Raw genomic sequence first — 12,442 nt, forward strand, 5'->3', positions numbered from 1 at the left:
CAAATTCAATCCCTCGGTAGCCATCACCATGCCCTTTCCAGCCCATGAATACGACGCACTGATCAGCCTCAAGGGCGTAGGCCCGACCGTCGTTCGGCGACTCGAACAGATAGGTTTCAACTCACTCGGTGAACTGGCCGAAGCCTGCGTCGGCGATATCGTCAGCGCCGTATCGGCCCAGCTTGGCTCGACCTGCTGGAAGAACAGCCCGCAGGCACGCGCAGCCATCCAGGCGGCCATCGACCTGGCCAGATCCCGTCAGTGAATCCACCCCGCACACAGAGCCAAGGAGCCCGGCATGCCTGCCCACGAGAAGATCGACTACGTCGAATACCCCACCCGCAACCTGCCGGCCAGCAAAGCCTTCTTCCAGGCCGCATTCGGCTGGCATTTCACGGATTACGGCCCGGATTACGCGGCATTCGCGGGCGAAGGCCTGGACGGCGGATTCTTCAGCGCCGAGATGTCGGCGCGTAGCGAAAACGGCAGCGCGCTGATCGTGTTCTACAGCGCGCGACTGGAGGAAACGCTGCACAAGATCGAGGCCGCTGGCGGGAAGATCGTCAAACCGATCTTCGCCTTCCCGGGAGGCAGGCGCTTCCACTTCGTCGAGCCCGGCGGCAACGAGTTCGCCGTGTGGTCGGAGCCGGACAGCCAGTAGCCTACACCCCCTGCAGCAGTGCCCGCCCTCGCCCAGGTCCCGTAAGCGGTGCCTGGGGTGCGGGAACACCGGCGGAGAAACGCTGTAATAGTTGGCCGCCGGCATTCGTTTGACCACTGCCCTGGGTGCACATTAACGTCCCTGCCCTTCACCTCTCGGGCGAGCGGCGCTGCGCCCGGTTCGTGGATGCGAATCATGCTGATCGAGGCCCGCCGAGGCCTTGGCCGTCACCTGCCTGCAACTGGGCTACCTGAACACCCAGGACGGTTTGCACACCCCGCTCGAACAGGCGGCGCAGAACGGCGAGGGCCAGTTGATTGCACTGCACGATGTCGTCGCCCTGGTGCGAACGCTGCTGGGCCTGTCCGCCGCCAGCTACGTGCGTGAGCTGGTCCTCCCTGCGATTGCCGACGAGCGTTTCTGACTACCCGAGCGAGATATCCCGATGCCCGATCTTTCCGTCCATCTGACTACGCCGCGTCTGCTCCTGCGCCCGCTGGAAGCTGCGGATGCCCCGGCCCTGTTCGCGATCTTTTCCGATCCCCAGGTCATGCAGTACTGGAACACTCCGGCCTGGGCCTGCGAGGCCGTGGCACAGGACTTCATCCGCGCGGAGCGCCAGGCCATGCAAGACGGCCAGCGCCTGACCCTGGCCATCGTCGACAGGAACAGCGGCGAGCTGATTGGCAAATGCCTGCTGTTCAGCTACCAGCCCGAGTCACGGCGCGCGGAGATCGGCTTCGGCATTGCCTCGAGCGCCTGGGGCCGGGGTTACATCCAGGAGGCGGCCCGTGAGCTGCTGCGCCACGGGTTCGAAGCCCTGGGGCTCAACCGCGTCGAAGCGGAGATCGACCCGAGCAACGCCGCCTCCGGGCGGGCGCTGGAACGCCTGGGTTTCAGTAAGGAAGGTCTGCTCCGCCAACGCTGGATCATCGACGGGCATATATCGGATTCGGCACTCTACGGGCTGCTCAGCGAAGATTGGTATAGCCTTCAGGACAGGCAACAGCAGCGGTGAGACCATGCAGAGAATCGAGCACATCCGCCAGATGGCGCGCTACAACAGCTGGATGAACGAACGCCTGTACGCTGCGGCCGCCGGCCTGCCCGACGAGGCATTGAGCGCCGAGCGCGGCGCGTTCTTCGGCTCGATCCTGGGCACCCTGAATCACCTGGTGGTGGCCGACCTGATCTGGCTCGGGCGCTATGCCGCACACCCGGCGAACCATCGGGCGCTGCAGGCGCTCGCCAGGCTGCAACGGCCCACGCGCCTGGATCAGCCAATGGCCGCGAACATCCGCGAGCTGACCGCCCTGCGCGTGCAGCTGGACGCCTGCATCGAGGCGCTGGCTGCGGAAATCGATGAAGAACAGCTGGACCAGCCCCTGGCCTATCGCAACACCAGGGGGATCGAGGCGAGAAAGAACTTCTTCGCCCTGCTGATGCACCTGTTCAACCACCAGACCCACCATCGTGGCCAGGCAACGACCCTGCTCTCGCAGGCCGGGGTGGATGTCGGGGTGACCGATCTGCTGGCCAGCATCGCCGACGAGCCCGAGCCATGATCCGCGTGCTCAAGTATGCGCTGATCGCCCTGGGAGCCCTGCTGGCCTGCATCCTGCTGGCCGTTGCCATCGTCCTGCTGGTGAACGTCGCCGGCATGGATGCGGACGCCACCTACGAGCTTCGCGGCCGCTACAAGCCGAGCGCCGATGGCAAGACCTATCTGGTGGTCGAGCATGACAACGGCGGTGGCTGCGGCACACTCTCGCTGGACGGCAAACCCTGGCCGGTGCCACTCGACGAGGCCGGCGAAACGACACCGGGGGTACACACGATCGAATGCGGTGGCGAGATCGAATTCGAGATTAAGTCCGGCAGCATCTACTACTTCGACTATTGGGGCCCCTAGCTCACAGACCCGCCAGTCGCAGCCAGTGCGCGTAGAAGCCCTCGGCCACCTGATTCAGCGCCCTGACCTTCTCCGGCAACTGCTCGCGCATCTCGGCGAGGGACTGCTGGCTGGGCTGGCGCTCATCGAGCAAGTGCGCCCAGTCATCGAGCCAGCACTCGATCAGTGGCTCGGTCATCTCCGGGTGGCCCTGCAGCGCCAGCACCTTGTCGCCCCAGGCGAAGGCCTGGTTGTCGCACCAGCGGCTGCTGAACAGCGCCTGCGCGCCCTCGGGCAGGGCGAAGGTGTCGCCGTGCCACTGGAAGATGCTGAACTGCTCGGGCAGGTGCGCCAGCCAGGGGCTGTCCGTCACCTGCGCATGGCGCTGCATGTCCTGCCAGCCGGCTTCGGTGTAGGGCATCCGCCGAATGTTGGCGCCGAGTGCCTTGGCCAGCAGCTGGCCGCCAAGGCAATGACCGATGATCGGTACCTCGCGGGCGATGAGGCGCTGCAGGGCAGCCACCTCGTCGGCGATCCACGGCAAGGGGTCATTGACGCTCATCGGGCCACCCATCACGGCCACCGCCCTGGGTCGCTCCAGGTCGTAGCCACGCAACTCGCCCAGGTCGACGCGCAACACGTCGAAACTGCAACCACGCGCCAGCAGCACCTGTGCCAGATGCGCGGGCGGGCAATAATCGATATGGGTCAGGATCAGAACATCGGCCATGAGTACCTCCGCGACGCAGTCTGCGTGATGGCGCTGGCCAAGTCGAGGCTGCCGGTCTGCCCGGCTCGCCTTCAGCAGCAGGTCAGCCGCGCCCTCCGCCCCTCTTCCCCGGCAGGAAAGAGGAGCAGAACACGCCAGACCGCAGGAAAGGCGTGCTAACGGACCGCCGACGCTTTCACCTCCTGGGTTACACCCCAGCCGTCCAGGGTGCCGCCCAGCGGGACGACAATGGACTCCAGGTCATGCTCGAACGCGCCAATACCGGCATGGGTGGCGTACATCACTTTGCTGATTTGCAGGTGCCAGGCGCCGTCCTCACGGGCGGATACCTGGGCGTTGAGCGACTCGCCGCGAAAATTTCTGGCCGCCATTCTGGCCCGCTCCTCATCGGGAAAAATGGCGTAGAACTCGATCGGGTGGAACTGGGCGAAGTCGAACCCCCCTTCTTTCATCCGACGCAGCACCGAGGTGCTGGAGTCTTCGTGGAAGGCTGTGCTCATAAACGACCTCCTCTCAGGCTATGGATGGATTGACCGCTTTCCCATTGCTACCGCCCGGCTGGACGGTGTCGCGGCCCCTGCTGGCGCCGCCCCGAGAATCGAGCGAATGCTCGACGTGTCTACTTCAAGCGCATCGACGACTGCCCGGCAGAGCGCCGGACTGAAAGCCGTCCCTGCAAGGGTAGTCGCTGAACGCCAGGTGCGCGCTGCATGGAAAGTCTTTGTAACGAAGCCGGCGACCAGCGGCAATTGGCCAGCCGGGCGCCCACGCCCCTCTCACAGCCCCCGTTCGCGCAGAAAGGCCGCCACCCGCCCGATGGCGTAATCCGCCGCACGCAGCACGCCGACATGCGCCTGAAACACGTGCCACAGCCCCGGGTAGCGCTCCAGACGCATGTCGACGCCCGCCGCCGTAGCGCGCTCGGCCAGGCGCAGGCTGTCGTTCAGCAGCAGTTCGTCCTCGCCGACCTGGACCAGAGTAGGCGGCAGGCAGCGCAGGTCGGCGAACAGCGGCGACATGCCCGGGTCGTCACGCGGCACACCTGCCGGACAGTAGAGTTCGGCGGCCTGCTCGACCCAGCTGGGGTGGATCAGCGGATCGCCGGCTGGCGGCTGGTGCATCTGCTCGCCGGTGAAATCGGTGGCTGGCGAGAAGCACACCAGCGCCGCAGGCGCCGGCAGGCCCAGCTCGATGATGCGCAGGCAGCCGACCAGGCTGAGGTTGCCGCCGGCAGAATCACCGCCGATGGCGATCTGCTCCGCGCGATACCCCGATTCCAGCAGGCCCCGGTAAGCCGCCACCACATCGTCGCGTGCCGCCGGATAGGGATGCTCCGGCGCCAGCCGATAATCCAGCGCGCAGACGTCCAGGCCAGCACGCTTGGCCAGGCTGGCGCAGATGCCCCGATGCGTATCCGGCCCGCCGATCATGAAGGCGCCGCCGTGCAGGTAGAGCAGCACGCCGCCGCGGGCGCCAGGCGCGCGGTGCCATTCGCAGGGGCGACCGCCCAGGGTCGAGGCGCTGCGACGCACACCGCGCGGCGTCAGGGTGACAGTGGTGAGGGCGCGCAGCACGCGGCGCTGCCCGGAAACCGGCATCGGTGGCCGCACCAACCCGCGAAAGAACAGACGCAGGAAACCGCGCAACAGGCCGCGCAACAGCATCTGCTCGGCGGCGGGGGCGTTGAATTCAGCGGACGCAGTCATAGTCGGCAAGCTCCGGAGTACGGGTCATGAGGCGATAGGTGAAGGTGAAACCCGGCCAGTTGTTGGTGTTCTTGCCGGTAGCGGTCTTGTACCAGCTGTCGCAGCCCTGTTCCCATATCGTTCGATGAGTCGCCTGTTGCAGTCTGGCGTTGTACCGGCGCTGCACCGGCGGCCGCAGATCGAGATAGCGCAGGCCCTGCTCACGCAGCGCACGCAGGCAACCGAGCACATAGGCGTACTGGCTCTCCAGCATATAGAGAATCGAGTTGTGGCCGAGGTTGGTATTCGGCCCGTACAGCAGGAACAGGTTGGGAAACCCGCTGACGCTGATGCCCTTGTACGCCTCCGCGCCGTCCTTCCAGGCCTGGTTCAGGTCCTGCCCATCGAGCCCACGGATGCGCATCGGCGCCAGGAAGTCGGTCGCGGTGAAGCCCGTGCCGTAGATCAGCACGTCGCAGGGATGCTCGCGACCGTCGGCGGTCAGCAGAGAACGTTCACGCACTTCGTGAATCGGCGAATCGACGATCTCGACATTGGCCTGCGCCAGCGCCGGGAAGTAGTCGTTACTGATCAGGATGCGCTTGCAGCCCATGGGGTAGTCCGGCTGCAGTTGCGCCCGCTTGCCGGCGTCGGGCATCTGCCGTTGCAGGTGGCGGGTGAAGCTGTGGCGGAACACACGCATCAGCCAGGGAAAACGGATGAAGGCCAGCGCACGCCCCTCGTGGTGCAGGTACTGCAGCAGGCGGTCGGCACGCTGCCACAGTGGCAGACGACGTTTGAGGGCGATCTCCCAGGGGCGATAGGCACGATCCGCCTTGGCCAGCACGTAGGCAGCCGAGCGCTGGAACAGGCTCAGGCTGGCGACCTTGGGCTGGATCTGCGGGACGAACTGGATGGCCGAGGCGCCGGTGCCGATCACGGCCACATGCTTGCCGCTCAGGTCGAGGTCATGGCGCCAGCGCGCCGAGTGAAAGGCCTCGCCACGGAAATTCTGCAGACCCGGCAACTGCGGATAGGCAGGCCGGTTGAGCTGGCCGCAGGCACTGACCAGCGCCTGCGTCTCGATCACCTCGCCGCCAGCCAGTTCGACGCGCCAGATGCCGCGTGCAGCATCGAAGGCGGCGCCAAGCACCTCGCTGTTCAGGCGGATATGCGCATGCAGCCCGTGCTTCTCCACGCACTGGCGGATATAGGCATGGATCTCCGCCTGCGGGGCGAACCTGCGCGACCAGTCGTGCTTGGCCTCGAAGGAGAACGAGTACAGGTGCGAGGGCACGTCGCAGGCTGCCCCCGGGTAGCTGTTGTCGCGCCAGGTGCCGCCGACGTCGCCGGCTTTTTCCAGCAGCAGGAAGTCCTCCTGACCGGCCTGGCGCAGCTGCATGGCCAGGCCCAGCCCGGCAAAACCGCTGCCGATGATCAACACGCGCCAGGGCGCGTCAGTACGGGGGTTGTTATGCATTGTGGTCTCCCCGACCCGTATGGGCACCTCGTAAGAACTACCTGCGCTGTCATCGCTGCGTTAAAAACAGGCTCAAGGTGCTGATTTGCAGCTGTGAACTGCGCTTTCGCCTGTTTTCGCCTTGCGCTGACTGCCTCGCCCGCGTTTCTAGAGACACCCGTTTATGGCGATCAGGGGATGCTACTTGCCTCGCCACGTCCGGGTTATGGCATAGTCGGCCAGGATATTGTGATTTTCGGACAACTCATGCCACCACCCTGGCCTGCCCGGCGCAGCATCATCAGCGTCCAGTTGCTCACCCAGCTGGGGCTCGACCTCGGCCTGAGCCTGGACAGGTGCCTGCATGGAACCGGGCTCACTCCCGTGCACCTCACCGGCCTGAACGGCGAGGTCGAAGCCGCATGCGAGCTGCAACTGATCGCCAACCTGGTCGAGGCGCTGCCCCAGGTCGGCGACCTGGGCCTGCAGGCCGGCCGGCGCTACCACCTGACCACCTACGGCGCCTGGGGCTACGCCATTCTCAGCAGTGCCAACGTACGCCAGGCGGCGGAGCTGGGGCTGCGCTATCACGGCCTGACCTACGCGTTCACCCGCATCAGCCTGAACGTCGAGGGCGCAGTCGCCAGCCTGTGCTTCGATGACCAGGCACTGCACCCGGCGCTGCAGGACTTCATCGTGCAGCGTGACATGCTCGCGGCACTGGTGGTGGTACGCGAACTGCTCTGCAGCAGGTTGCCCTTGCTCGCCCTGGAGCTGCGCCAGGTGGCGCCAGCCGACGTCTCGCCGTTCATCGCCGCCTTCGGCCAGGCGCCACGCTTCGGCGCCGCGCACAACCGCCTGGGGTTCTCCGCCGACCTGCTGGACAACCCGCTGCCACGCGCCAACCCACAGCTGGTCCAGGCCTGCGAACTGCAGTGCCAGGCACTGCTGGCCCGCCATCAGCTGCATCAGGGGCTGGCCGGGCGCGTACGCCAGCTGTTGCTGCAATCGCCAGGACAGCTGGCCGACATGGAACAGGTGGCCAGCCAGTTGCACCTGAGCAGCCGCACCCTGCGCCGCCGTCTGCTCGACGAAGGCACCCACTTCCGTGGCCTGCAGGACGAGGTGCGCCAGACGCTGGCCGAGGAGCTGCTGGCCGCCGGCGGACTGAGCCTGGAGGAAATAGCCGAGCGCCTGGGTTACGGCGAGCTGTCCAACTTCATCCACGCCTTCAAGCGCTGGAAAGGCACGACACCCGGGCGTTACCAACGCGCGACGACGGCGTTCGGCCAGTCGCCGGCAATTTGAAAGTCATCTTCGCGCTGACAAGCCCTCGATGCCGAGCTAGGGTGCGAGCCATGAACATCATCACGCTGCTCCTGCCCTACCAACCGCCCTGGGACTGGCAACAGTTCCACAGCCACTTCGCCCTGCGCGCGATTCCCGGCCTGGAGTCGCTGAGCGCCGCTAGCTACAGCCGTGGCTTCATGATCGACGGCGTACCCGGTTGGCTGCAGGTCATGCCGCTGGCCGGCCAGAACGCGCTGGAACTGCGCTGCCGGGTCACTTCGCCGGCCCATCTCGATCACGTCGAGCAGCGCGTTCGCCGCATGTTCGATCTCGACAGCGAGCCCGAGACGATAGTCCGTCACCTCAGCCGCGACGCGCTGCTCGCACCGCTGCTGCAGCGCAACCCCGGCTTGCGCCTGCCCGTGGCCTTCGACCCGTTCGAGCAGGCCGTGCGCGCCATCGTCGGCCAACAGGTGGCGGTCAAGGCAGCGGTCACCATCGTCGGCCGCCTGGTGCAACGTGTCGGTGCGCCGATCGAGACGCCGCAGGCAGTGGGCATCAGCCATCTGTTCCCTACCCCGCAGGCGATCGCGGAGGCGGACCTGACGGGTATCGGCATGCCGGGCAAGCGCGTGCAGTGCCTGCAGCACTTCGCGGCCTGTATCGCCGACGGCCGCCTGCAACTGAGCCTGCAAGACGGCAGCGCAGCGCTGATCGAACAGCTGTGCGCACTGCCCGGCATCGGCCCGTGGACGGCACACTACATCGCCCTGCGTGCGTTCGGCGAGTCCGATGCGTTTCCCGCCAGCGACCTGGGCCTGCTCAAGGCCCCGGTGTGGGGCGCCGAAGGCATCGACGCACGACGCCTGCAACTGCGTGCCGAGGCCTGGCGGCCATGGCGCGCCTACGCCGCAGCGCATCTCTGGCACAACTATTCAGGAGGCTGAAGCATGCACTATCGCTACCACGACAGCCCGCTCGGCCCGCTGTTCATCGCCGCCGACGACAGCGGTCTGCAATTGCTGCTGATGGAGCTGGACAGCAGGCCCTGGCGCATCGAGGACGACTGGCAGCCTGCCGGCCGTGAGCTGGACGCCGTGTGCAGTCAGCTCGACCAGTACTTCGCCGGCCAGCGCCGCCATTTCGAGCTGCGCCTGGCGCCACGCGGCACGGCATTTCAGCAGCAGGTCTGGCAGGCGCTGCAGGCCATCCCCTACGGGCGGACCTGCAGCTACTCGGAGCTGGCCAGAGTCATCGAGCGCCCCCAGGCGGTGCGGGCGGTCGGCACCGCCAACGGCGCCAACCCGATCTCGATCATCGTGCCCTGCCACCGGGTGATCGGGCGCGACGGCAGCCTCACCGGATATGCCGGCGGCCTGTCACGCAAACAGTGGCTGCTGGAACTGGAAGGCGTGCTGCAGCCGACCCAGGCGCAACTGGCGCTGTGAACGCGGCGCACGCCTGCGGCGCCAGCCGCACGGCCGGGTCAGATTCTGACGTTGCCGCGCGGCCCCATCAGCGCCCAGATGATCAGGCCGACCACCGGCAACAGCACGATCAGCAGAATCCACAGGATCTTGATGCCGGTCTCGGCACCGCTCTTGACCACATTGATGATGGCCCAGATATCCAGGGCCAGAATGACCAGGCCGATCAGCCCATTGAAGGTGGAACCCATGACGACACTCCTGTGTGAGGGGTTGCCTGCATAGGATAGTCAGCGGCCGGCGCGGGTTCCCTGCGGGTTGATCGCGCGCTTCACTCGCCCAGGCGCGGGAAACGGCTGGCGATATCGTCACCGCTGCGCTCCGGCGCCTCTTCCTGCTGGCTCAGTCGCAGCGCCAGCACGTGTGGTTCCTCGCCCAGGTCGAACCAGTGGCGGGTGCCGCCCGGCAGGGTCAGCAGATCGCCACGCTCGCCCTGCAGCACGTAGACGTAGCCATCCAGATGCACATTGAGCTGGGCGAACCCGCCGATGAACAGCCAGGCGCTGGCCTTCGCCTGCACCTGCTCGTCGAGGTGACGCGCACGCAGTTCGAGCTTCTGCGGATGATTGCGCTGCAGGTTGAACAGCTCCTGGCACACATAGCCCTGCTCCCCCATCAGCGCCTGCAGCCACAGCCCGTAGGCCGCGTCGAACTCGCTGTCCTCGCAGCCGGGGCGCAACGCCTGCGGCAGCTCCAGCCGACGGTAGTCGATACCGACGGCCGCCAGGGTGCTGGCGATATCGTCGGCATGGTTGAGAACCTTGTTCGGCAGTTCCGGAGAGGTATTCAGGTGGACGCTGAGGCTGCTCATGACGGGGCACTCGATTCAGGGCCGCTCGGGCGGCAGGCGGGTGGCAATGATGAAGGCTGCGAGCAAGGCTACCAGACTGGCGATGGCGAAGGTCCAGGCCGGTCCCAGGCTGTTCCAGCTGTACCCGGCATACAATGCGCCGAGGGCCCCGCCGATACCGGCCAGGCTGGCGTAGAGCGCCTGGCCCTGGCCCTGCTGGCGATCGGCGAAACTGCGCTGCACGAAGTGAATGCACGCGGCATGAAAGGCGCCGAACGTGGCGGCGTGCATGCACTGCGCCAGCAGCAGCACGGGCAGATACTCTGGCAGATTGCCCAGCAGCAGCCAGCGCAGGGCGGTGATCAGGAAGCTGGCCAGCAGCACCGCACGCAGCGAATAGCGCTGCAGCAGGCGCGCCATGATCAGGAACAGGAGAATCTCCGCCACCACCCCCAGCGCCCAGAACAGGCCGATGGCGCCACGGCTGTAACCGACGCCCTCCAGGTGCAGGGTGAGGAAGGTGTAGTACGGGCCGTTGCTCAACTGCATCAGCGCGACGCAGAGGTAGAACGCGAGCATGCCGGGGCGCCGCAGCTGGCGCAGGAAACCACCCTGCTCCGGGGTGCTCGGGCGCTGCAGCGGCTGGGCGTTGGGCACCCAGAAACTGCCGGCGACGATGCCGGCCATGATCACCACCAGCGCCGCCGGGTAGGCATCCAGGCTCAGCCACTCGAACAACAGGCCAAGGCCGACCACGGCGACGATGAAGCCGATACTGCCCCACAGACGGATCTGGCTGTAGCGCGCGGCCTGCTCACGCAGGTGCGCCAGGGTGATGACCTCGAACTGCGGCAGCACCGCGTGCCAGAAGAACGCATGCGTGGCCATGATCAGCGCCAGCCAGGCGTAGCTCTTGTCGAGGAAGATGCCGGCGAAGCAGGCCAGGGTGCATAACGCCCCGAAGCGCACGATGAGCAGACGCTGACCGGTGTGATCACCCAGCCAGCCCCACAGATTGGGGGCCACGCAGCGCATCAGCATGGGAATGGCGATCAGCTCGCCGATTCGCGCCGCAGAGAAGCCCAGGTGGTCGAAGTACAACGCCAGAAATGGCGCCGTCCCCCCGAGCAAGGCGAAGTAGAAGAAGTAGAAACCCGACAGCCGCCAGTACGGCAGAGACGCCGTCATGAGCGGCAGGGTTCAAGCGGCACGCAGAGGCAGCGGCACAGCCGCCCGCGACCTGCCGCTCGTGGCGTGTCGCTCAAAGCTGACCCAGCACCGGCGTGGTGACACGCACCTCGGCATTCTGCGCACGGTGACGCAGCAGGTGGTCCATCAGCACGATGGCCATCATCGCTTCGGCGATCGGCGTGGCGCGGATGCCCACGCAGGGGTCGTGGCGACCCTTGGTGATCACGTCCACCGGATTGCCGTCGACATCGATGGAACGCCCCGGCGTGGTGATGCTGGAGGTCGGCTTGAGGGCCAGGTGGGCGACGATCGGCTGGCCGCTGGAGATGCCACCCAGGATGCCGCCGGCATGGTTGGAGAGGAAACCCCGCGGGGTCAGCTCATCGCGATGCTCGGTGCCGCGCTGGGCCACGCAGGCGAAACCGGCGCCGATTTCCACGCCCTTGACCGCGTTGATGCTCATCAGCGCGTGGGCCAGTTCGGCGTCGAGGCGGTCGAAGATCGGTTCGCCGAGCCCCGGCATCACGCCTTCGGCGACCACGGTGATCTTCGCCCCGACCGAATCCTGGTCACGGCGCAGCTGATCCATGTACGCCTCGAGCTCCGCCACCTTGTCCGGGTCCGGGCTGAAGAAGGCGTTCTGCTCGACGCTGTCCCAGCTCTTGAACGGAATCTCGATGGGGCCGAGCTGACTCATGTAGCCACGGATGACGATGCCCTGGCTGGCCAGGAACTTCTTGGCGATGGCACCGGCGGCCACGCGCATGGCGGTCTCGCGCGCCGAGCTGCGGCCACCGCCGCGGTAGTCGCGGATACCGTACTTGTGGTGGTAGGTGTAGTCCGCGTGAGCCGGGCGGAACAGGTCCTTGATCGCCGAGTAGTCCTTGGACTTCTGGTCGGTATTGCGGATCAGCAGGCCGATGGAGCAACCGGTGGTCTTGCCTTCGAACACCCCGGAGAGGATTTCCACCTCGTCGGCTTCCTGGCGTTGCGTCGTGTGGCGGCTGGTGCCTGGCTTGCGGCGGTCGAGATCACGCTGCAGGTCTTCCAGGCTGATCTCGACACCGGGCGGGCAACCGTCGACGATGGCGACCAGCGCCGGGCCATGGCTTTCGCCAGCGGTGGTGACGGTGAACAGCTTGCCGTAGGTATTGCCGGACATGGGAAGACGCTCCGCGAGATTCAGCTCCGACCTGCCGCTGCGCAGGCCCGATTCACAAGGTGGGCGAGTATACCTGCCAGCCCCTTGCAGTTCACC

Annotated in this window: 16 protein-coding genes and 1 pseudogene; 9 read left to right on the forward strand and 8 right to left on the reverse strand. The window is 66.4% G+C overall.

The genetic code is table 11. The features are described 5' to 3' along the window. Window positions 1-28: 28 nt before the first annotated feature. The 6 genes and pseudogenes from FIV02_RS14785 (at window position 29) to FIV02_RS14810 (ending at window position 2,573) form a co-directional block, all read left to right on the forward strand. Window positions 29-265, forward strand: coding sequence for a helix-hairpin-helix domain-containing protein (locus FIV02_RS14785; RefSeq protein ID WP_152489057.1), 237 nt, complete (start codon window positions 29-31; stop codon window positions 263-265). Window positions 266-298: 33 nt separating this feature from the next. Then, the gene (locus FIV02_RS14790; protein ID WP_047591471.1) at window positions 299-661 is read left to right on the forward strand and encodes a VOC family protein; all 363 of its coding nucleotides are present in this window, start codon (window positions 299-301) and stop codon (window positions 659-661) included. A gap of 214 nt (window positions 662-875) precedes the next feature. Beyond that, a pseudogene (locus tag FIV02_RS14795) lies at window positions 876-1,085 on the forward strand (SDR family NAD(P)-dependent oxidoreductase); the annotation flags it as partial. 21 nt (window positions 1,086-1,106) lie between these two features. Further along, window positions 1,107-1,679, forward strand: coding sequence for a GNAT family N-acetyltransferase (locus FIV02_RS14800; protein WP_152489058.1), 573 nt, complete (start codon window positions 1,107-1,109; stop codon window positions 1,677-1,679). A gap of 4 nt (window positions 1,680-1,683) precedes the next feature. Beyond that, complete coding sequence (locus FIV02_RS14805; RefSeq protein WP_152489059.1) at window positions 1,684-2,226, forward strand: DinB family protein; 543 nt, start codon at window positions 1,684-1,686, stop codon at window positions 2,224-2,226. Continuing rightward, window positions 2,223-2,573 (forward strand): hypothetical protein, encoded by a 351-nt coding sequence (locus FIV02_RS14810; protein WP_152489060.1) that lies wholly within the window; start codon window positions 2,223-2,225, stop codon window positions 2,571-2,573. The genes FIV02_RS14805 and FIV02_RS14810 overlap by 4 nt, the downstream gene beginning before the upstream one ends. A gap of 1 nt (window position 2,574) precedes the next feature. Here the strand turns inward: FIV02_RS14810 and FIV02_RS14815 are convergent, their stop codons facing one another. The 4 genes from FIV02_RS14815 to FIV02_RS14830 form a co-directional block, all read right to left on the reverse strand. Next, window positions 2,575-3,282 (reverse strand): type 1 glutamine amidotransferase, encoded by a 708-nt coding sequence (locus FIV02_RS14815; protein ID WP_152489061.1) that lies wholly within the window; start codon window positions 3,280-3,282, stop codon window positions 2,575-2,577. Window positions 3,283-3,437: 155 nt separating this feature from the next. Beyond that, a complete protein-coding gene (locus FIV02_RS14820; protein ID WP_037050633.1) occupies window positions 3,438-3,782 on the reverse strand; it encodes a ribonuclease E inhibitor RraB in 345 nt (114 codons plus the stop codon). A gap of 276 nt (window positions 3,783-4,058) precedes the next feature. Continuing rightward, complete coding sequence (locus tag FIV02_RS14825) at window positions 4,059-4,988, reverse strand: alpha/beta hydrolase (protein ID WP_152489062.1); 930 nt, start codon at window positions 4,986-4,988, stop codon at window positions 4,059-4,061. Beyond that, complete coding sequence (locus FIV02_RS14830) at window positions 4,972-6,447, reverse strand: NAD(P)/FAD-dependent oxidoreductase (RefSeq protein ID WP_172979163.1); 1,476 nt, start codon at window positions 6,445-6,447, stop codon at window positions 4,972-4,974. Before FIV02_RS14830 ends, FIV02_RS14825 begins: the two co-directional genes overlap by 17 nt. A 246-nt stretch (window positions 6,448-6,693) precedes the next feature. Here FIV02_RS14830 and FIV02_RS14835 point away from each other — a divergent pair, with 246 nt between their 5' ends. The 3 genes from FIV02_RS14835 to FIV02_RS14845 are packed head-to-tail and all read left to right on the forward strand — an operon-like array spanning window position 6,694 to window position 9,164. Beyond that, a complete protein-coding gene (locus FIV02_RS14835) occupies window positions 6,694-7,734 on the forward strand; it encodes an AraC family transcriptional regulator (protein WP_218571695.1) in 1,041 nt (346 codons plus the stop codon). Between the two features lie 50 nt (window positions 7,735-7,784). After that, window positions 7,785-8,663, forward strand: coding sequence for a DNA-3-methyladenine glycosylase (locus FIV02_RS14840; protein ID WP_047591495.1), 879 nt, complete (start codon window positions 7,785-7,787; stop codon window positions 8,661-8,663). 3 nt (window positions 8,664-8,666) lie between these two features. After that, the gene (locus tag FIV02_RS14845) at window positions 8,667-9,164 is read left to right on the forward strand and encodes a methylated-DNA--[protein]-cysteine S-methyltransferase (protein ID WP_047591497.1); all 498 of its coding nucleotides are present in this window, start codon (window positions 8,667-8,669) and stop codon (window positions 9,162-9,164) included. A gap of 38 nt (window positions 9,165-9,202) precedes the next feature. On the opposite strand, the gene FIV02_RS14850 is transcribed toward FIV02_RS14845, so the two are convergent. From FIV02_RS14850 to aroC, 4 genes are all read right to left on the reverse strand, one after another. After that, complete coding sequence (locus FIV02_RS14850; protein ID WP_037050625.1) at window positions 9,203-9,394, reverse strand: PLDc N-terminal domain-containing protein; 192 nt, start codon at window positions 9,392-9,394, stop codon at window positions 9,203-9,205. Between the two features lie 80 nt (window positions 9,395-9,474). Next, window positions 9,475-10,014: an acireductone dioxygenase gene (locus FIV02_RS14855; RefSeq protein ID WP_037050623.1), complete on the reverse strand. Its 540-nt coding sequence runs from the start codon at window positions 10,012-10,014 to the stop codon at window positions 9,475-9,477. A 15-nt stretch (window positions 10,015-10,029) separates the two neighbouring features. Continuing rightward, the gene (locus FIV02_RS14860; RefSeq protein ID WP_152489064.1) at window positions 10,030-11,181 is read right to left on the reverse strand and encodes an MFS transporter; all 1,152 of its coding nucleotides are present in this window, start codon (window positions 11,179-11,181) and stop codon (window positions 10,030-10,032) included. A 73-nt stretch (window positions 11,182-11,254) separates the two neighbouring features. Further along, window positions 11,255-12,346: a chorismate synthase gene (aroC, locus tag FIV02_RS14865; protein ID WP_152489065.1), complete on the reverse strand. Its 1,092-nt coding sequence runs from the start codon at window positions 12,344-12,346 to the stop codon at window positions 11,255-11,257. Window positions 12,347-12,442: the final 96 nt, after the last annotated feature.

Origin of the sequence: Pseudomonas sp. THAF187a, from assembly GCF_009363395.1 — a bacterium.
Classification (GTDB): domain Bacteria; phylum Pseudomonadota; class Gammaproteobacteria; order Pseudomonadales; family Pseudomonadaceae; genus Aquipseudomonas; species Aquipseudomonas khazarica.